The organism is Campylobacter sp. IFREMER_LSEM_CL1890 (assembly GCF_025772045.1).
Classification (GTDB): Bacteria; Campylobacterota; Campylobacteria; order Campylobacterales; family Campylobacteraceae; genus Campylobacter_D; species Campylobacter_D lari_D.
Genome location: NZ_JAKMRK010000009.1, coordinates 64,674 through 83,732, shown reverse-complemented (window position 1 = coordinate 83,732; position 19,059 = coordinate 64,674). Strand labels below are relative to the sequence as shown.

Here is a 19,059-nt window from a genome sequence, read left to right as displayed (position 1 = left end):
GAGGCAAAATACTATGAAATATCTTGTAAAAATCAAAGTCAAAGTAGTAGATTAAAAGATATTAATATAAAACAAGAAAAAAAGATTACTCCATTAGAATGGTTGCGACATTTAGCAAGAAGCAAGATGAAAGATTTTTCTTTTGCTTGTTCAGGTATGATAAATTTTAATCATATAATAGATAAAAAAATAAAATTTAAAGATGGTATTTTTGCTGAAGATCATTTATTTGGAATTTTGCTTTTTTCGCAAGCTAAGAATATTTATATTTATCCTAAAATATTTTATTATTATAGAATTCGAGCTAATTCTTTGACAAATCAAGATAAAAAAATTACCAAAGATAATATTCTTCCATATTTTAAAGATATATTTATTGCATTTGAAGAGAATGCAACTTTAGCAAAAGAGTATTTTAAATGCGCTAGTTGGGTGCAAACTAGTTTAGAATTAGTGCGATTTATAGAAAATTATCATGATAAAAAAATTTCTTCACTATTAAGAGATGTTATTTTATACTTTTATATCAAAAATGCATTTAAAATTAAAAAAATTGGTAAAGATCCTTTGTGTATTAAAGAGAAATTACAACTATTAAAACCTTATAAAATTTCTAAAATCAGATATGTGATTTTTAGAAATTATTTTTATATTAAGAAATTATAAAAGAATTTGTATTATATCTTGTATTTCTTTTGTATTATTTGTTTGGAGAAAAGTGTAGTTTTCTAAAATATAATCTAAATCATCATATTTGGGAATAAAATTTTTTTGAATTTTATCAATAGCTTTTGCTAAATCTTCTTTAGAGCGAATATTAAAACATTCATTGAGTAATTCAATAAAATTAGTATTTTCACCAAAATTTATAATAGGTTTTTTTAATAGAACTGCTTCTATTAGAGATGTTGCAGCTATTGCACATGTAGCTTTAGAATATTTTATAAGTTCAGTAGAGTTCGTATCTATATCTATAATTTTTACATTTGACATCTGTTCTAAAAATTCATAAAATTTTAAGCTTCTAAAATAATGAATATTGTTTAGATATGGCAATTCGTTTTCATAGCAAAAAAATTGATGCGGGTGTTCTTTGACATAAATTTTCCAATTTTTGGGCAATAAATTTGATAGGAGTTCAATAATAAATAATTGAGATGATAGTGTTGTTCTATTCATAATTGAAGCTTCTGGTTCTAGGTGTAATGGAAAGTATATATAATTATCTTCAAAATCAGCTTTTTGTGAAATTTTCTTATATATTTTTCGAAGATTGTTTATATATACAGACTGTCTATATATTTCATATTTTGAAAGAAAAAACATTTCTTTGTTTTTAATTAAGTTGTACTCTAAATATATACCTCCCAATTTTCTTTGAATTATTCTAGGTAGGGTTTTTATTTTTGTTTTATAAAAATATTTTAAAGGATTTTTAATTCCTATTTTTTTATTTGATGTTGAATTGTTAAAAAAATTATAGAGGTTTACTTTAGTTTTGTTGATACTTTTTATGTTTTTAAAACTATGACTATTTAAATGTAATAGTTGATAGATTTGTTGATTGTTAAAATCACTAGATATTGATAGTAGATAAACTGGGATGTTGTGTTTTAAAGCAATATCAAAAGGAATGCTATCCCAATCACCACCATGCTCTATTTGATCGGAAAATATCATATCGATGCGGTTGTTATTAAAATAATCAAGCCAGAAAGAAAGTGCTTTATAATATAAATTTTGTATTACACCAGTATCTAGATAATACCTATGGTAATATTTTTCAAGTTTATATTGAGTTGATCTAAATTTTAATATTTCTTCATATTTTAAATCATAATTTATTTTATGAATATTATTTATTTTTTCTCTGATTTGTCCTTGCGGATAAAAAAATTTTACAAACTCTTTATACTTTTCCTTGGCTCTTTTTATATCATTGGTAATTAACATATCTATCTTAATATATTTGTTAAAAGATAAAAATTGCTCTATTAACTGTAAATCTAGATCTATTAGGATTATTTTTTTCATTATTTTCCTTATTTTTATTTTTATTATATAATATAGTTTGTAAAAAGCAACTTTAGTAAAATATTTAAAGAAGAATTATGAGTAAGAATATATTAGTCACAGGTGCAGATGGTTTTATAGGTTCGCATTTAGTTGAAATGCTTTATACACAAACTAAAGACAAGAATTCTTTGTTTTATGGTTATAAAATTAAAGCTTTAAGTCAGTATAATTCTTTTAATTATTGGGGTTGGCTTGAAGATATAGAGTGTTTAAAAGATATTGAAGTAGTTTGTGGAGATATTAGAGATCCACATTTTTGTAAAAATATCACTCAAGATGTAGAAATCATCTTTCATTTAGCAGCTTTAATAGCCATACCTTTTTCTTATGTTGCTCCAGATAGTTATGTAGATGTTAATATAAAGGGTACTTTAAATATCTGCCAAAGTGCATTGGAAAATAATGTAAAGCGTATTATTCACACAAGTACAAGCGAGGTTTATGGTACGGCTTTGTATGTGCCTATTGATGAAAAACATCCTTTGCAAGCACAAAGTCCATATTCAGCAAGCAAAATAGGTGCTGATGCTATGGCAATGAGTTTTTATAATGCTTTCAATCTCCCACTGACCATAGCAAGACCTTTTAATACATATGGCCCAAGGCAAAGCGCAAGGGCGGTGATCCCAACTATCATCACTCAAATTGCAAATGGAGCTAAACAAATAAAGCTTGGAGATGTAAGTCCTACTAGAGATTTTAATTATGTAAAAGATACTTGTTTAGGGTTTTTAGAGTTAGCTAAATGCCAAAAGGCTATAGGTGAAGTGGTAAATATAGGATCAAATTATGAAATAAGCATAAAAGATACTTTAGAACTCATTAAAAAACTTATGAAATCAAATGTAGAATTTATCACAGAAAATGAACGCATAAGGCCTGAAAATAGTGAAGTATTTAGGCTATGGTGTGACAATAGCAAGATTAAAAGCCTTACTAACTTTTCACCACAATATGATATAGAAAAAGGTTTAGCTCAAACTATAGAGTGGTTTAGTAGTTCTTTAAATTTAAAAAAATATAAAAGTGATATTTATAATATTTAGGATTTTTGTGAAAGAAAAAATAATCATTATTGGAGCTGGAGGACATGCAAGAGCATGTATGGATGTTATAGAGCTTGAAGGTAAATTTGAAATTGTTGGTTTTGTGGATAATGATATAGAAAGTGCGTATTATCCATTGCTTGGGAATGATGATGATTTAAAAAAATTATTTAAAGAATATAAATATGCCTTAATTGGTATTGGACAAATTAAAACTTCATTGCCGAGAGTGCAAATTTATGATAAGTTGAAAACTATAGGTTTTAGATTGCCAACTATTATTTCGCCGCTTGCTCATGTGTCAAAAAGATCTTTTATTGATGAGGCAAGTATAATAATGCATCATGCCTTGGTAAATACAAATGTCAAGATAGGTAAAGGTTGTATAATAAATTCAAAAGCATTAGTTGAACATGATGCTATAATTGAAAATTTTTGTCATATTAGTACAGCTAGTGTTGTTAATGGGGGTTGTTTGATAAAGCAGCATAGTTTTTTGGGGTCAAATACTCATTTAAAACATGGTAGTATTTTAGGCGAAGATAGTATAGTATATATGAAAGGAGTATAATGATGAAATATTGTGATTATTGCGTAATGCCAGATACGAGACCAGGGATAAAATTTAGTAAAGATAAAAATGGTAAAAATATTTGTTCAGCTTGTGTAAATCATAAAAATAAAGAAAATATTGATTATGAAGCTAGATTTAAAGAATTAGAAAAACTTTGTGATAAATATAGAAGAATGAATGGTAAGTATGAGTATGATTGTGCTATTGCGGTAAGTGGGGGCAAAGATTCTCATTTTCAAGTACATATTATGAAAGAAAAATTAGGAATGAATCCTATTTTATTTAGCGTAGAAGATAATTTTACTATGACTGAAACTGGGAAGAAAAATTTAAAAAATATTTCTGAAGAATTTGGCTGTCATCTTATAAGCTTAAAACCTGATATAAAAACTCAAAAAAAAGTTATGTTGAAAACCTTTGAAAAGTATGGAAAACCTACCTGGTTTATAGATAGATTAATCTATTCTTACCCTTTTGCTATGGCTTTGAAATTTAATACACCTTTGCTTGTCTATGGGGAAAATATTTCATATGAATATGGCGGGAATGACAACATTGAAACTTCTGATGCAAGTGGTATTTTTTTAAATGGAGTAGCGAGTGATTTGGATATTAATGAATTTATAGATGATGAAATAAAGGAAGAGAATTTGCAATTGTTTTTTGATCCACAAAAAGACGATTTGGGTAATCTTCATCCTATATACTTGAGTTATTTTGTTAAATGGAATTCTTATTCTAATTATGTTTTTGCCAAAAATAGAGGGTTTAGTGATTTAAATGGAGAATGGGACAGGAGACATTGTGCTGAAAATTTTGATCAAGTTGATAGTATTGCTTATTTAATTCATCCATGGATGAAATACCCAAAATTTGGCCATGCTATGGCTAGTGATTATGCAGCTAGATTTATAAGATATGGACTTTTAAGCAGAGATGAAGCCGTAAAAATAGTAAAACAAAAAGATCATAATTTGGATAATAAATGTATAGAAGATTTTTGTAATTTTTTAGGTATTTCAAAATCTAAATTTTGGAGTATAGTAGAAAAGCATTATAATAATGAGTTATTTTATAAGAATGAATTTGGAGAATATAAATTAAAAAATGAAATACAATAAAACTCTTGTTATAGCAGAAGCTGGAGTTAATCATAATGGTGATATAAATTTAGCTAAAAAGCTTATAGAAGTAGCTAGTGAAGCTGGGGCTGATTTTGTAAAATTTCAAACCTTTGTAGCTGAAAATTGTATAAGTAAAAATGCCAAAAAAGCAGAGTATCAACTCCAAGCTACTGATGAAAATCAAAGCCAGCTTGATATGGTTAAAAAATTAGAACTTTCTAAACAAGATCATGAAATTTTAATAGAACATTGTAAAAAATTTAATATTAAATTTCTTTCCACTGCTTTTGATTTAGAAAGTATTGATTTGCTTGTAAAATTTGATATAGAAATTTTTAAAATTCCAAGCGGAGAATTAACTAATCTTCCTTACTTGAAAAAAATTGCTAGTTTTAATAAAAATATCATCTTATCGACAGGAATGGCCACTTTAGGTGAGATTGAAAAAGTTTTAGATATTTTGGTGCAAAATGGCACTCAAAGAGATAAAATCATTATTTTACATTGTAATACAGAATACCCTACACCTTTTGAAGATGTAAATTTAAGAGCTATGCAAACTTTAAAAAAAGCCTTTTGTTTGCCCGTAGGATATTCTGATCACACTTTGGGTATAACTATACCTATAGCAGCTGTAGCTATGGGAGCTTGTGTGATAGAAAAACATTTTACTTTAGATAAAAGTATGCAAGGGCCTGATCATCAAGCTTCCTTAGAACCTGAAGAATTAAAAGCTATGATTAAATCCATAAGAGAGCTAGAACAAGCTTTTGGAAATGGTGTTAAAATTCCAAGCAAAAGCGAAATTAAAAACAAAGCCATTGCTAGAAAATCTCTTGTAGCTAAAAAAGTTATAAAAAAGGGCGAATGTTTTAGTGAAGAAAATCTTACCACAAAGCGACCGGGGGATGGAATTTGTGCTATGAAATATGATAAATATTTAGGTAAAATTGCTAGTAGAGATTATGCTGAAGATGAGTTAATTGATGAATAGAAAAATTTGTGTTATTAGTGGCACTAGAGCCGAATGGTATTTATTAAGAAATTTATGCAAATACATTGAACAAGATAATGAATTAACTTTGCAGCTTATTGTTACAGCAGCTCATTTAAGTCAAGATTTTGGTTTTACTTGTCAAGAGATTGAAAAAGAATTTAAAGTAAATAAAAAAATTCCCATTTTGCTTAATAACAATGATGGTGTAGGTATTTGTAAAAGTATGGGGCTTTTACAAATTTCACTTTGTGAAGCTTTTGAAGAATTAAAACCTGATATTGTGGTGATATTAGGCGATAGATATGAAATGCTCTCTTGTGCTAGTGCTTGTTTGATAATGCAAATTCCCTTAGCGCATCTTTGTGGAGGTGAGCTTACCTTGGGAGCTATTGATGATAGCATTAGGCATGCTATTAGTAAAATGGCGCATTTGCATTTTGCTAGTACTCAAACTTATGCAAATAGAATTTTGCAACTTGGAGAAAGTAAAGATAGAGTTTTTAATGTAGGTTCTCTAGGGGGAGAAAATATCAATAATATGAATTTTTTAAACAAGGAAGATTTGCAAAAAGAATTGAATTTGATATTTGATGAAAATATATATTTAATAACTTATCATCCTCAAACGATACAAAAATCAAGCGTTAAAAAAGAAATAAAATTATTGCTTGAATTTTTAGATAATTTGGAAAATTCTACTTTAATTTTTACGAAAGCAAATGCTGATGAGAATGGCTTATATATTAATGAGCTTTTAAATGAGTATTGTATAAAACAATCTCATAAAGCAAAGTTATTTGATAATTTGGGCTCTAAAAGATACTTAAGTTTAATGAAAATAGCAAATATACTTATAGGAAATAGCTCTAGTGGAATTTGCGAAAGTCCTTTTTTAAGAATTCCTTGTATCAATATAGGTAACAGGCAAGAAGGAAGAATTTTTGCTGATAATATTATAAATTGTGATATTTATCATTTAAAACAAGCGTTTTTGTATGTTAATACCAAAGAATATCAAGATAAGCTAAAAAATTTCATTAATCCTTTTGAGTGTGAAGGTAAAAATACAAGTCTAATGATAAAGGATATTTTAAAAAATATTTCTTTGGAAAAAATTTTATATAAAAAATTTGTGGATATGCAATGAGTATTGAAAAATTAAAACTTGCTAAAAATGCAAGCATACAAGAAGCTTTAAAAATTATAGGTAGTGAGCGTGTTAGAATAGCTTTGGTGGTAGAAAATGATAAATTTTTAGGTGTAATTAGTGATTCTAACATTAGAAGAGCTTTATTAAATGGCAAAAAGCTTGAAGATAGCATAGAAACAATTTATACTAAGAATTCGTTAACCATTAAAGAAAATACAAGTAAAGAAGAGCTTTTAAAATTAGCTAGTCAAACTGATATTTATGATTTTCCTGTCTTAAATAGTGAAAATGAAGTCATAGCTATAAAATCTATTGCTTCAATTCTTAAAGAAAAAAGTTTTGAAAATGAAGTAGTTCTAATGGTTGGAGGTCTTGGAAGTAGATTGGGTGAACTTACCAAAAATACTCCAAAACCTATGTTAAAAATAGGTAAAAAACCAATACTCGAAAATATTGTTTTAAATTTCAAAGAACAAGGTTTTAAAAAGTTTATATTTTGTGTAAATTATAAAAAAGAAGTTATTTGTGATTATTTTCAAGAAGGCAAAAGTTGGGGTGTTGAAATTTCTTATATTAAAGAAAAACAAAAACTTGGCACTGCCGGGGCTTTGTCTTTGGTGAAAGATATGAAAAAATCATTTATTGTTATGAATGGAGATATTTTAACTAAACTTGATTTTGATCAACTTATTCAAGAGCATAAAAAAAGTAAAGCAGTGATGAGTGTGGTACTTAGAGAATTTGAGCAACAAATTCCTTACGGTGTTGTGAAAATTTCTAACAATGATATAAAAGATATAGAAGAAAAACCTATGCAGAAATTTTTAGTTAGTGCTGGAATTTATGTATTAGAACCAGAAGTTTTAAAGTATATCAAAAAAGATGTGTATTTGGATATGCCTAATTTGATTAAGCGATTGTTAGATAAAAAATTAAAAATAAATTCTTATATATTACAAGATTATTGGATTGATATAGGAAGACTTGAAGAATATGAAAAGGCGATTATTGATGCAAATAATTAAGAATAGTTTAAATGATATTTTGGCAATCATTCCTGCGCGTAGTGGAAGTAAGCGTCTTATTCATAAAAACATTAAAATTTTAAAAAACAAGCCTTTAATCGCATGGAGTATTGAAGCTGCTTTAAAGTCTAAATATATAAAAAATGTCATGGTTAGCACAGATTCTCAAGAATATGCAAGGATAGCAATGCAATATGGAGCGCAAGTGCCTTATTTAAGAGATAGATCTTTATCAGATGATACATCATCTTCTTTTGATGTTATAAAAAATATTATTGATTTTTATGCTGATAAAAATATTAGTTTTAAATATATTGTTTTGTTACAACCTACAAGTCCTTTGAGAAATAATAAACATATTGATGAGGCGTTGGATTTATTTTTTAAGAAAAACGCTAATTCTGTAATTAGTGTTTGTGAGTGTGAACACTCTCCTCTTTGGAGTAATACTATACCAGAAAATGGCGCTATGGATTTATTTTTGCCTTCAGAGATTAAAAATTTACGCTCACAAGATTTAGAGAAACATTACAGACTTAATGGTGCTATTTATATAGCAAAAATAAAAGAATTTATGCAATATAAAGGTTTTTTTATGCCAAATAGCTTTGCTTACAAAATGGAGTCTATTTATTCTATAGATATTGATACGGATTATGATTTTAAAATGGCTAGTTTGTTGTTAAAAAGTGAGTATATTTAAATCCTACTCTCTAACCCTAAAATTTCTTTTTCTAAAACTTCTAATATTTTTTTATTAAAATGCTTATATTGAAAAATATTAGTTAATTTTTTAATGTATTTTAAACTTTGCTTTTTATGCATGTAATTTTGCCATAAAATTTCTTTATTTTTGTTTTCATATCTACCATTTTCATTAAATTCATAGCGGTATATGCATTCTTGCGATACAAAAAAGCTCTCACTTAGCATAAAATTTATATAGTTAAAAAGCACATCTTCTCCATAACAAAGTTTTTCTTTAAAATCAACATGCTCAAAACTTTTTAAAATCAAATTTTTCTTATATACTTTTGCCCAAACACTCCAACAAAAATGCTTTTGTTTAAGTAAAAATTCCAAAAATTCATCTTTTTTAAAAAGTTCATCTTGTTTAAATCTATAAAATTTCTTAAATTTCACCCTATGTACATATGCATCAAACACTACCATATCTACATTTTTGATTTTTTCAAGCCCAACTTCACAAGCATTAAGCTCTAAATAATCATCAGGATCTAAAAACATTATAAAATCTGATTTTGCATTTAATACACCTATATTTCTACTAGCAAAAGTTCCTAAATTCTCTTCATTGTGTATGATTTTTATCCTATCATCTTTACTAGCATATTCTTTAGCTATATCTATACTTTTATCATTGCCAAGGTCATCTACTATAATGATTTCTATATCTTTAAAAGTTTGGTTTATACAACTTTCTAATGCTCTAGCAATATATTTTTCTACATTATAAGTTGGTAGTATAATTGAAATTTGACTCATTTTAGCTCTTTAAATAAAGTGATGATATAATTATAGCTTTTATTTTTAAGGAAAATTATGAATATTTTTATCAACCTTCCTACTTGGCTTGGCGATGCGGTGATGGCTAGTGCGGCTATTTATGCTATAAAAGAAAAATATCCTCAAGCTAAATTTACTTTTTATGGTTCTTTTGTGAGCACAGAGCTTTTTAAACGCTTTGAAAATGCTCAAATTTTAGTAGAAAATAAAAAGCAAAGATATAAGCAAATTTTAAAAGCTAGAAAAAATCTTGGTAAATTTGATCTAGCTTTTTCATTTCGCTCGGCATTTTCAAGTAAGATCATTTTAAATCTAATCAAAGCAAAAAAAAGATTTTATTTTGATAAAAATATTCTAAAAGAAGAACACCAAGTCTTAAAATACTTAAATTTCATAGAAAAAGCCTTAAATTTTAAAGCCACTTCAAATGCTTTAAAACTCCCTATAAAAGCAAAATCAACTCAAAAAATCTTAGGTATAAACCCGGGTGCGCATTTTGGAAGTGCCAAAAGATGGGAAGTGAGCTATTTTGCAAGGGTAGCAAAAGAATTTAGCTCAACTCATCAAATTTTGATCTTTGGAGTAGAAAGTGAGAGAGAAATTTGTGATGAAATTGAGTATTTTCTTCTAAAAGAAGGTATCAAATCAAAAAATCTTTGTGGTAAAACTAGTATTTATACTTTATGTAAAAATATTTCTATGCTTGATTTGCTCATCACAAACGACAGTGGTCCTATGCATATAGGTGCAGTTTATGGGGTGAAAACGGTGGCTATTTTTGGCTCGACTAAATTTAGTCAAACTTCGCCTTGGCAAGAAAATGCTAAAATAGCACATTTAAATTTAGCTTGTATGCCTTGTATGCAAAAGGTCTGCCCTTTAAAACACCACAAATGTATGAAAGATTTAAAGCCTGAAATGGTAATAAATTTAGCAAAAAATATTTTAGGAGTGTGAATGGTTTTTAGTTCTTATGAATTTATATTTATATTTTTACCTATAACTTTAATTATATTTTATATGCTTAAAAAATTTAATCATATTCAAAGTGCAAAATTATTTTTAGTTTTAGCAAGTTTATTTTTTTATGCCTTTTGGAAGCTTGAATATGTTTTGATTTTATTGCTTTCTATGGGTGTGAATTTTTATCTTGCAAATTTAATTTTACTTAATAGGGGGAGGATAAAGCTATTATTTTATAGCGGAGTGTTTTTTAATTTAGTCTTACTTGCTTTTTTCAAATACACCGATTTTCTTTTAGAAAATTTTAATGTATTTTTTCAAATAGTCCAACTAGATTTTAATATTCCTTTACCGCATATATTACTACCTTTAGCTATATCTTTTTTTACTTTTCAGCAAATTGCTTTTTTAGTAGATTGTTATAAAAGAACAAATATAGAAGGTTTAAAAAGTGAAAATACATATAAAATAAATATTTTAGATTATGCTTTGTTTGTAACATTTTTTCCTCAGCTTATAGCAGGTCCAATAGTGCATCATAAAGAAATGATGCCTCAATTTAAAAGTATGCTTTGGAATAATTCTATTCTTATTAATTGGGAAAATATAGCCAAAGGATTATTTATATTTTCTATGGGTTTATTTAAGAAAGTATATATTGCTGATTCTTTTGCGCTTTGGGCTAATGCAGGGTTTAAGATAGCTGAAAATGGAGGTGCTTTAAATATTTTTGAAGCTTGGGCAACTTCTTTATCTTATACTTTTCAGCTTTATTTTGATTTTAGTGGCTATTGTGATATGGCTATAGGTATAGCTTTATTTTTTAGTATAAAACTTCCTATTAATTTTAACTCTCCTTATAAAGCATTGAATATAAGTGATTTTTGGAGAAGATGGCATATAACATTAGGTAAATTTTTAAAAGATTATTTATATATACCTTTGGGTGGTAATAGGGTTTCTAAGATTATAAATTTAAGAAATCTTTTTATAGTGGCTTTTGTAAGTGGAGTATGGCATGGAGCTGGATGGGGTTTTGTGATATGGGGAGTGTTGCATGGACTAGCTATGGTGCTTCATAGAATATATGTATTTATAATCCTAAATGCTAAATTTAAAGAAAATATTATTTATAAAATATTTGCATGGTTTATAACTTTTAATTTTATTAATCTTGCGTGGATATTTTTTAGAAGCGAAAGTCTTCAAGGTGCTATAAATCTTTTAAAAGCTATGTTTGGTTTAACTTGGGTAGATTTACCAATAAAATGGCATAGAATGAAAGAATCTTTAGCGCAAATTAGTGGTAGCAATGAAACTTTAATTTATATCATCGTTTGTATGATTTTATGTATTGGGTTTAAAAATAGTATTGAAAAACTTGAAAAGTTTAAAACTAGTTATATAAATTCTTTATTAGTCATGCTTTTTTTATATATAGCTTTGATAACTTTAGGAGTAGTTCCTTATACTGAATTTATTTATTTTAATTTCTAAGGATAAAAATGTTTAAATCATATAAAAAATTTGTAATTTATTCTTTAGTAATACCTTTGCCTTTTATATTGTTTTTAGGAGTTTTACTTTATGTGTATGATCCATTGCAACTTTATCATGAACCTTGGTTTAGAAAAAAAACATATTACAATGATTTAACTATTAGCTCCAAAGGTATAATTGATCACAATAAATTTGATTCTATAATTTTTGGAACTTCAATGCTTCAAAATACTTCATCTTTTGAAGCAACTTCTAAACTTGGAGGGCAATTTATCAATTTATCAATAGGTGGAAGCACTTTTGAACAAAGAAAGATTATTTTAGACTATATATTGAAAAAACATACTATTAAACATTTAGTAATATCTTTAGATGAATTTGCAATTATGGATGTAAAATTTCAAAATTTTTCTAATTTTAGCTATTTATATGATCAAAACACCTATAATGATTTAAAAATTTATCTTAATAAAAAATTTATTTTCTGCGCATTGAAATTTTCTAGTAATAAAAAATGTGTTGGAGATGATACTGAGTTAGAAAATTTACCAAAATGGATTAAAAGCCCAATTGCACAAAAACAATTTGGAGGGATTGGAAATTGGATTAAAAATATAGAAGAGGGTGTCCGAAAGGATATTAAAAAAATTGTGCAATTATACAATGGAAATTACATACATGATTATTCGAGTATAGATCTTAATGTTTTAAAAAATCATATTGATATTTACATATTTAACTATGCTAAAATGTATCCAAATGTCCAGTTTTCTTTAATCTTACCAACTTATTCTAGAGTTTATCACAAGATGGCACAGGTTGATTTTCAATATTACCAACAATGGGTAGATTTGGTAAAATATATTATTTTAAAGTCAAAAACACTTGAAAATGTTAAAATATATGGATTTGATGATTTAGATTATGCAGATGATATTGCAAATTATAAAGACTTAAATCACTATAATATAGACATGAATTCAATGCAACTTGATGCTATTAAAAACCAAACAAACATTTTAACGCCTGAAAATATGGATGAGTATTTTAAAATTACGGAAGAAAAAATCAAAAATTATGATTTAAATCCTTTAATTGAGCAAATAAAAGCAAGCGGTATTTTAGATAAATAGTGTAAATAAAAGCTTTTTTTGCATGAAAACCTCTTGCAAAAGCTTGATAAATGTGTTAAACTTAACAATCATTTTTAATCAAGGAGCTTTTTATGACTAAAGCAGATTTTATTTCTCAAGTTGCTCAAACTGCTGGGCTAACTAAAAAAGATGCAACTGCAGCTACTGATGCAGTAATCGCTACTATTACTGATGTATTAGCTAAAGGTGATAGCATTAGCTTTATCGGTTTTGGTACATTTTCTGTAGCTGAAAGAGCTGCTAGAGAAGCTAGAGTGCCAAGCACTGGTGCTACTATTAAAGTACCTGCTACTAAAGTTGCTAAATTTAAAGTAGGTAAAAACCTTAAAGATGCAGTTGCTGCTGCTAAAACTGCTAAAAAAGCTAAAAAATAATTCTTTGCGCAAAAGTTAAAAAACTTTTGCGTTTTTCTTCATAGTTAAGTATTAATTTTCTTTTGATATTGTTTTTAAAAATATTAAAGGAAGACAATGTCAGTTTATAATAATATCTTAGATTGTATAGGTAATACCCCGATTATTTCTTTAAAAGAATTTGCTCCAAATCTTTATGCTAAATGCGAGTATTTTAATCCAAGTCATTCTATAAAAGATAGAGCGGCTGTGGAGATGATAAAACAAGCTTTAAATGAAGGTAAAATCAATCAAGAAACAACCATTATAGAAGCTACAAGTGGAAATACCGGCATAGCTTTAGCAATGATTTGTGCAAGCTTAAAGCTTAAACTTATCATAGCTATGCCTGAGTCTATGAGTATTGAGCGTAGAAAAATGATGAGTTTTTTTGGTGCAAAGCTAGAGCTTACTCAAGCAAGCAAAGGTATGCAAGGGGCGCTTGATAGAGCTAATGAGCTTTTGAGTGAAATTCCAAATTCATTTATGGTAAGTCAATTTGAAAATATCAACAACAAAAACGCACATAAAAAAAATACTGCTTTAGAAATTTTAAAAGCTTTACCCGATCTTGGTATTTTTTTAGCAGGTTTTGGTACAGGCGGGACTATTAGCGGGGTAGGAGAAATTTTAAAAGAACACAATCCTAATGTTAAAATCATAGCCTTAGAACCCGCATCTTCGCCACTTTTGAGCCAAAATACCGCTGCAAGCCATAAAATTCAAGGTATAGGTGCAAATTTTATCCCTAAAATTTTAAATCAAAAAATCATAGATGAGATAGTTTGTGTAAGCAATGAAGATGCTATAAATACAGCCTTAGAGCTTGGTAAAAATGGCATAATGGCAGGAATTTCAAGTGGTGCAAATGTATATATGGCTAGAAAAATTGCTTTAGAAAACCCTGATAAAAAAGTCTTGACTATGTTAAATGATACAGCCGAGCGATATTTGTCAACTGATTTATTTGCAAATTTATAATTAGGGGTGTGTATGAGTCAAAATAATGAGCATTTTGATTTAGATCTTGAAAGGGCGATTTTAAGTTCTTGTATATATAGTGAAGATTCTTTTTTTAGTGTTTCTTCGGATATTGAGATTAATGATTTTTCGCTCAAAGCTCATCAAGATATTTATAAAGCTATTTTAGCTTGTGTGAATACAGGCGAGCCTATAAGTGCAAGTTTTATAAGAAAACATAAAAAAGTAGATGAGCAAATTTTAGCTGAAGTTTTAGCTACTACTTCCATAGCAGATGTGAGTAAATACGCTTATGAATTAAGAGAAAAATCCATTAGACGCCAACTTTTAAATTTTGCTTATACTATACCTACAAGGGTTAATGAAGATAAAAGCATTTCTCAAATCTCAGATGAAATAGGCAAAGAAATTTTTAATCTTACAAACCGTGTAAATAGTAATAGTATTAAGGATATGACTATGGTGATGTCTGAGCTTATGGATGAGTTTAAAAAGCAAAAAGAAGCTGAAAATAAAGATATTTTGGGACTTGATACAGGTTTTAGTGAGCTTAATAAAATGACAAAAGGCTTTAAACCTGGCGATCTTGTAATCATCGCAGCACGCCCTGGCATGGGAAAAACTACAATTTGCTTAAATTTTATAGAAAAAACACTAAGACAAAATAAAGGTGTTGTGATGTTTTCACTAGAAATGCCTGCTACGCAAATCATGCAAAGATTAATCAGTGCAAAAACTTCCATTCCTTTGCAAAAAATTCTAATCGCAGATTTAAACGATGATGAGTGGAGTAGGGTAGGTGATGCTTGTAATGAGTATGCACAAAAAAATCTTTATATTTATGATAGCGGTTATGCTAGTATAGCAGACATTCGTTCAATTTTACGCAAAATTAAGGCTCAAGATGAGAGTATTGAGCTTTGTGTAGTTGATTACATCGGTCTTATGATGAGTAACTCAGCTTTTAATGATAGGCATTTGCAGGTGAGTGAAATTTCAAGAGGCTTAAAGCTTTTAGCAAGAGAATTAAATATGCCAGTAGTGGCACTCTCACAGCTTAATCGTTCATTAGAAAGTAGAGCAAATAAGCGTCCTATGCTTAGTGATTTAAGAGAAAGTGGCGCTATAGAGCAAGATGCAGATACGATTTTATTTGTATATAGGGATGAGGTTTATAGAGAGCAAGAAGAAAAAGAAAGAGAAAATAAAGCTAAAAATGAAGGCAAAACTTATGAGAGAAAATTTATGCCAAATCCTGTGCAAGAAAAGGCTGAGCTTATTATAGGTAAAAATAGAAATGGTCCTGTAGGGCATGTGGATTTGCTTTTCTTAAAAGAAAAATCGTGCTTTATTGAAGCTCCAAAAGAAGATTTTGTGGTTACCAATTTTGAAGGTTAATTTAAAGAATAGCGATAATCGTTTTGTATAAAAAGCTCTAAATCTTTAAAATCAATTTTTCCCATCAGCTCTTTTACGAGCTGTTTGTATATTATTTTTTCATCTTTAACTACAAAAGCTGATCTTGCTAATAATCCTGCAAATATACTATCATGTATTAATACTCCATAATTAGTGCCAAAATCTTTAAAGGCAAAATCACTTGCAACTATGATATTATCAATTCCTTCAGTTGCACAAAAACGATCCATAGCAAAAGGTAAGTCCATGCTAATAACAATCACTTCAATGTTTTTTATAGATGCCAATCTTTTGTTAGTTTCTTTAGCTTGTTTGGAACATACTTGAGTGTCTAAGCTAGGAAAAGTTAGTAAAATTTGAGTTTTTCCAGGTGGTGCTATTTCTACTGAGGCAAGATTTTTAGTTTTTAAAGTCACTTTTGGAGCATTATCGCCAATTTGTAGTTGATTTCCTGTGAGTTTTATGTTTTGTTTTTTATATATAATGCTTGACACAATTTTCCTTTTTATAATAAAATCATCTTAGCTAAGAGTAAAAAGCTGAAAAAACCCAAACCATCAGTAATTGCAGTAATTACAACACTTGAACCTACTGCAGGATCAATTTTAAATTTTTTCAAAGTTAATGGCACAAAAGAGCCTACAAAACCGGCTAAGGCTAGATTGATTAGCATTGACAAAGCTATAACAAGTCCTAAAAGGGCTGTTTTAAACCATATAAAAGCTATAATACTCATAACGCTAGCAAATATAAGCCCATTTAATAAAGAAATTCCACTTTCTCTTAATATAACTTTTTTAGCATCTTTAAATTCTACTTCATTGAGTGAGAGTTTTCTAACTGTTACCGCTAAGGCTTGTGAGCCTGTGTTACCTCCCATGGAAGCTACAATAGGCATAAGTACTGCTAGAGCTACAAGTTGTTCTATTTCACCTGAAAAAAGACTGATGATATTAGCTGAAATTAATGAAGTTGTAAGATTAATCATGAGCCAAAAAGCTCTTGCTTTAGCTGCTTTAAAAGCACTTTCTTCTTCAACATCTGCATCAACTCCGGCTAAATTATAAATTTGCTCTGTTGCATTTTCTTGGATTAAATCATGAATATCATCATAAGTAATTCTACCCAAAAGCACTCCATCATCATTTATAACAGCCAAAACACTTAAATCATAATCTTCTACTATATCAATAGCCTTTTGTATATCTTCATGATCTTTAATGCTATAACATTTATATTTTTCATTGTTATTTTTAATAATATCTGCAAAACTTAGTTTAAAATCCCAAAGCAAGAGATCGCTTAGGTTGATAGCATTGCAAAGTTTTCCTTGTTTATCTATGATATAAACTTGAAAAATTTGATCTACTTGTCCTGAATGCTTTAAAATTCTATATCTTTTAATGGCCTTTTCTATACTTTCATTAATAGAGGCTGTGAAAATTTCTGTTTGCATATAAGCACCAGCAGTATTTTCATCATAATTTTTAAGGCGTAAAATTTCTTCTTTATCTTCTGAACTTAAGCGGTTTAAAATAGCTAAAGTTTTTTGTGGATTTAGTTCTTCAAAACGCTTAATTAAGTCTGTTGCATCATCACTTTCAAGCTCTTCTACTGCTTTTGCAATCTTTATAATGCTTAAGTTTTCTAAAATATCTTCTAAGATATGTTCAGGCGTTATAGTAGCTACATTTGCAAGTGTGTAAGTATCAAAAGATTTAAGAGTTTTTAAATAAAGCTCTTCATCATGCCTTTTAATAGTTTTTAAGGCTTCATTGATTTCATAGGTACTTTGATCTTTGAAAGTATTTTTTAAAAGTTCTTGTGCTTCTAAAAAATCATTCATCATCTCAAAGCTCCATAGAATTTTCTATATTTTGTTCTTTTGGTGGATTTTTATAATTTTCATCAATGCTTTGCAAGCGGTTTTCATACTCTTTTGCCATTTTTAAAAATTCTTCTTTGTTTTTTCCACTTAAGCTTGATTTTGGAATTTTAACTATAGTTTCAGGATTAATTGCTTTATTATTTAGATAAAGTCCAAAATGCAAATGTGGCCCAGTACTCATACCAGTAGAGCCTACATAAGCAATCACTTGTCCTTGCTTAACTTTTTGTCCGCGTTTGATTTTTGCAAAGCGACTAAGATGAGCATATAAAGTCATATAGCCTGACATGTGTTTTACTTGTACAACCTTACCATAACCACCTTTTGTCCCAACAAAGCTAATCGTTCCATCTCCTGCACTTTTAACTGGAGTACCCGTTGGAGCTGCATAGTCAATACCTAGGTGTGCTCTATAGCGTTTTAATATAGGATGGTATCTTGCTCTAGTAAAACGATCTGAAATTCTTGTATATTTGACAGGTTTAGTTAAAAAGAAATTTTCAAGCTCTTTTCCTTGAGCATTATAATAAGAATCTTTATATAAAAATACAGAATATTCTTTACCTCTAATATTAGCTAAAGCTGCTTGGATATTAATATCGCCAAAAAGTCTTCCTAGTCTTCTTTTTTGCTCATAAATTAATACTACACTATCGCCTTTTCTAACATTTTTAAAATTAACACTATTTTTAAAAGCTCTTACCATAGCTCTTGCTAAGGTTACGCTACCACTTTCATCATAAACATCTTGATAAGCTGAATTGTTAATAGCTACGCGAATAGTTCTTTTTTCTTTGGTATAAGAAATTGGAGTAAAACTTAATACGAATTTATTTTCAGTATTTTTGTAAATATGAATTTGTAAATCATCACTGATTGGGATTAAAACCTGTTCTAATTCTCCTTGATCATCTTTTAACATTTGGTATTTAATACCACTTGCAATTTCTGCACTTAGTTCTTTATCTTCAGCATCAAGATTATAGTATAAATTTAAAGGTATGGAGTGATCTTGTAAAAAATCAAGTAAAGTTTTGCCATTCTCCCAAGAAAGTTCTTCAACACTTGAAATAGCAAAAAGTTTTATCGATATAAGTAAAGATATGAAAATTTTTTTCATGGTATTTTAAAGCCTTCTAAAATTTAAACATAAATTTGTATTTTACTTAATTTTTCTTACAATTTTGTAAGGAAAATACAATATAATTTAATTTTTACACTTTTTTAAGGAGTATCAGTTGTC

Annotated in this window: 18 protein-coding genes and 1 pseudogene; 14 read left to right on the top strand and 5 right to left on the bottom strand. The window is 28.1% G+C overall.

Annotated elements, in window-relative coordinates; genetic code table 11:
• Nucleotides 1-666 (top strand): annotated as a pseudogene (locus L8W57_RS05950) (glycosyltransferase family 2 protein); the annotation flags it as partial.
• On the opposite strand, the gene L8W57_RS05945 reads toward L8W57_RS05950, so the two are convergent.
• Nucleotides 661-2,034, bottom strand: a complete 1,374-nt coding sequence (locus L8W57_RS05945; protein ID WP_133319723.1) for a hypothetical protein — start codon at nucleotides 2,032-2,034, stop codon at nucleotides 661-663. The pseudogene L8W57_RS05950 and the gene L8W57_RS05945 overlap by 6 nt on opposite strands.
• Before the next feature lie 77 nt (nucleotides 2,035-2,111).
• On the opposite strand from L8W57_RS05945, the gene L8W57_RS05940 reads away from it, so the two are divergent.
• From L8W57_RS05940 to L8W57_RS05910, 7 genes are read left to right on the top strand one after another with little or no spacing between them, the layout of a single operon-like run.
• A complete protein-coding gene (locus tag L8W57_RS05940; RefSeq protein WP_133319722.1) occupies nucleotides 2,112-3,122 on the top strand; it encodes an NAD-dependent 4,6-dehydratase LegB in 1,011 nt (336 codons plus the stop codon).
• A 7-nt stretch (nucleotides 3,123-3,129) separates the two neighbouring features.
• Nucleotides 3,130-3,693 carry a NeuD/PglB/VioB family sugar acetyltransferase gene (locus tag L8W57_RS05935; RefSeq protein ID WP_133319721.1) on the top strand — a complete coding sequence of 188 codons (564 nt, stop codon included), beginning with the start codon at nucleotides 3,130-3,132 and terminating at the stop codon, nucleotides 3,691-3,693.
• Between the two features lie 2 nt (nucleotides 3,694-3,695).
• Entirely contained in the window at nucleotides 3,696-4,817 is a 1,122-nt protein-coding gene (locus tag L8W57_RS05930) for an N-acetyl sugar amidotransferase (protein WP_263662206.1), read from the top strand.
• Nucleotides 4,804-5,814 carry an N-acetylneuraminate synthase gene (gene neuB, locus L8W57_RS05925; RefSeq protein ID WP_133319720.1) on the top strand — a complete coding sequence of 337 codons (1,011 nt, stop codon included), beginning with the start codon at nucleotides 4,804-4,806 and terminating at the stop codon, nucleotides 5,812-5,814. Before L8W57_RS05930 ends, neuB begins: the two co-directional genes overlap by 14 nt.
• Complete coding sequence (gene neuC / locus L8W57_RS05920) at nucleotides 5,804-6,964, top strand: UDP-N-acetylglucosamine 2-epimerase (RefSeq protein ID WP_133319719.1); 1,161 nt, start codon at nucleotides 5,804-5,806, stop codon at nucleotides 6,962-6,964. Before neuB ends, neuC begins: the two co-directional genes overlap by 11 nt.
• Nucleotides 6,961-7,992 carry a nucleotidyltransferase family protein gene (locus L8W57_RS05915; protein WP_133319718.1) on the top strand — a complete coding sequence of 344 codons (1,032 nt, stop codon included), beginning with the start codon at nucleotides 6,961-6,963 and terminating at the stop codon, nucleotides 7,990-7,992. Before neuC ends, L8W57_RS05915 begins: the two co-directional genes overlap by 4 nt.
• Nucleotides 7,979-8,695 (top strand): cytidylyltransferase domain-containing protein, encoded by a 717-nt coding sequence (locus L8W57_RS05910; protein WP_133319717.1) that lies wholly within the window; start codon nucleotides 7,979-7,981, stop codon nucleotides 8,693-8,695. Before L8W57_RS05915 ends, L8W57_RS05910 begins: the two co-directional genes overlap by 14 nt.
• Here the strand turns inward: L8W57_RS05910 and L8W57_RS05905 are convergent.
• Complete coding sequence (locus L8W57_RS05905; RefSeq protein WP_263662204.1) at nucleotides 8,692-9,498, bottom strand: glycosyltransferase family 2 protein; 807 nt, start codon at nucleotides 9,496-9,498, stop codon at nucleotides 8,692-8,694. The genes L8W57_RS05910 and L8W57_RS05905 overlap by 4 nt on opposite strands.
• Nucleotides 9,499-9,555: 57 nt before the next feature.
• Here L8W57_RS05905 and waaF point away from each other — a divergent pair, with 57 nt between their 5' ends.
• The 6 genes from waaF (at nucleotide 9,556) to L8W57_RS05875 (ending at nucleotide 15,907) form a co-directional block, all read left to right on the top strand.
• The gene (gene waaF / locus L8W57_RS05900; RefSeq protein WP_263662203.1) at nucleotides 9,556-10,476 is read left to right on the top strand and encodes a lipopolysaccharide heptosyltransferase II; all 921 of its coding nucleotides are present in this window, start codon (nucleotides 9,556-9,558) and stop codon (nucleotides 10,474-10,476) included.
• Nucleotides 10,477-11,979, top strand: a complete 1,503-nt coding sequence (locus tag L8W57_RS05895; protein ID WP_133319714.1) for an MBOAT family O-acyltransferase — start codon at nucleotides 10,477-10,479, stop codon at nucleotides 11,977-11,979.
• An 8-nt stretch (nucleotides 11,980-11,987) separates the two neighbouring features.
• Nucleotides 11,988-13,115: a hypothetical protein gene (locus L8W57_RS05890; RefSeq protein ID WP_263662202.1), complete on the top strand. Its 1,128-nt coding sequence runs from the start codon at nucleotides 11,988-11,990 to the stop codon at nucleotides 13,113-13,115.
• 92 nt (nucleotides 13,116-13,207) lie between these two features.
• Nucleotides 13,208-13,510, top strand: a complete 303-nt coding sequence (locus L8W57_RS05885) for an HU family DNA-binding protein (RefSeq protein WP_039619003.1) — start codon at nucleotides 13,208-13,210, stop codon at nucleotides 13,508-13,510.
• Nucleotides 13,511-13,606: 96 nt separating this feature from the next.
• Nucleotides 13,607-14,509 carry a cysteine synthase A gene (cysK, locus tag L8W57_RS05880; RefSeq protein ID WP_263662201.1) on the top strand — a complete coding sequence of 301 codons (903 nt, stop codon included), beginning with the start codon at nucleotides 13,607-13,609 and terminating at the stop codon, nucleotides 14,507-14,509.
• Nucleotides 14,510-14,521: 12 nt separating this feature from the next.
• Nucleotides 14,522-15,907, top strand: coding sequence for a replicative DNA helicase (locus L8W57_RS05875; protein ID WP_263662200.1), 1,386 nt, complete (start codon nucleotides 14,522-14,524; stop codon nucleotides 15,905-15,907).
• Here L8W57_RS05875 and tpx read toward each other — a convergent pair.
• The 3 genes from tpx to L8W57_RS05860 are packed head-to-tail and all read right to left on the bottom strand — an operon-like array spanning nucleotide 15,904 to nucleotide 18,936.
• Nucleotides 15,904-16,422, bottom strand: a complete 519-nt coding sequence (gene tpx / locus L8W57_RS05870; RefSeq protein WP_133319710.1) for a thiol peroxidase — start codon at nucleotides 16,420-16,422, stop codon at nucleotides 15,904-15,906. The two genes, L8W57_RS05875 and tpx, sit on opposite strands and share 4 nt — an antisense overlap.
• Before the next feature lie 11 nt (nucleotides 16,423-16,433).
• Nucleotides 16,434-17,777: a magnesium transporter gene (gene mgtE / locus L8W57_RS05865; RefSeq protein ID WP_133319709.1), complete on the bottom strand. Its 1,344-nt coding sequence runs from the start codon at nucleotides 17,775-17,777 to the stop codon at nucleotides 16,434-16,436.
• Between the two features lies 1 nt (nucleotide 17,778).
• Complete coding sequence (locus L8W57_RS05860) at nucleotides 17,779-18,936, bottom strand: M23 family metallopeptidase (RefSeq protein WP_133319708.1); 1,158 nt, start codon at nucleotides 18,934-18,936, stop codon at nucleotides 17,779-17,781.
• Between the last annotated feature and the right edge of the window lie 123 nt (nucleotides 18,937-19,059).

Excerpts from the sequence above, each read along its gene's own strand:
- L8W57_RS05860 (WP_133319708.1), bottom strand. The coding sequence starts at position 18,936 with ATGAAAAAAATTTTCATATCTTTACTTATATCGATAAAACTTTTTGCT.
- L8W57_RS05895 (WP_133319714.1), top strand. The coding sequence starts at position 10,477 with ATGGTTTTTAGTTCTTATGAATTTATATTTATATTTTTACCTATAACT.
- L8W57_RS05905 (WP_263662204.1), bottom strand. The coding sequence starts at position 9,498 with ATGAGTCAAATTTCAATTATACTACCAACTTATAATGTAGAAAAATAT.
- cysK (WP_263662201.1), top strand. The coding sequence starts at position 13,607 with ATGTCAGTTTATAATAATATCTTAGATTGTATAGGTAATACCCCGATT.
- L8W57_RS05915 (WP_133319718.1), top strand. The coding sequence starts at position 6,961 with ATGAGTATTGAAAAATTAAAACTTGCTAAAAATGCAAGCATACAAGAA.
- L8W57_RS05945 (WP_133319723.1), bottom strand. The coding sequence starts at position 2,034 with ATGAAAAAAATAATCCTAATAGATCTAGATTTACAGTTAATAGAGCAA.
- L8W57_RS05885 (WP_039619003.1), top strand. The coding sequence starts at position 13,208 with ATGACTAAAGCAGATTTTATTTCTCAAGTTGCTCAAACTGCTGGGCTA.
- L8W57_RS05875 (WP_263662200.1), top strand. The coding sequence starts at position 14,522 with ATGAGTCAAAATAATGAGCATTTTGATTTAGATCTTGAAAGGGCGATT.
- L8W57_RS05930 (WP_263662206.1), top strand. The coding sequence starts at position 3,696 with ATGAAATATTGTGATTATTGCGTAATGCCAGATACGAGACCAGGGATA.
- mgtE (WP_133319709.1), bottom strand. The coding sequence starts at position 17,777 with ATGATGAATGATTTTTTAGAAGCACAAGAACTTTTAAAAAATACTTTC.
- L8W57_RS05890 (WP_263662202.1), top strand. The coding sequence starts at position 11,988 with ATGTTTAAATCATATAAAAAATTTGTAATTTATTCTTTAGTAATACCT.
- waaF (WP_263662203.1), top strand. The coding sequence starts at position 9,556 with ATGAATATTTTTATCAACCTTCCTACTTGGCTTGGCGATGCGGTGATG.
- L8W57_RS05940 (WP_133319722.1), top strand. The coding sequence starts at position 2,112 with ATGAGTAAGAATATATTAGTCACAGGTGCAGATGGTTTTATAGGTTCG.
- neuB (WP_133319720.1), top strand. The coding sequence starts at position 4,804 with ATGAAATACAATAAAACTCTTGTTATAGCAGAAGCTGGAGTTAATCAT.
- L8W57_RS05910 (WP_133319717.1), top strand. The coding sequence starts at position 7,979 with ATGCAAATAATTAAGAATAGTTTAAATGATATTTTGGCAATCATTCCT.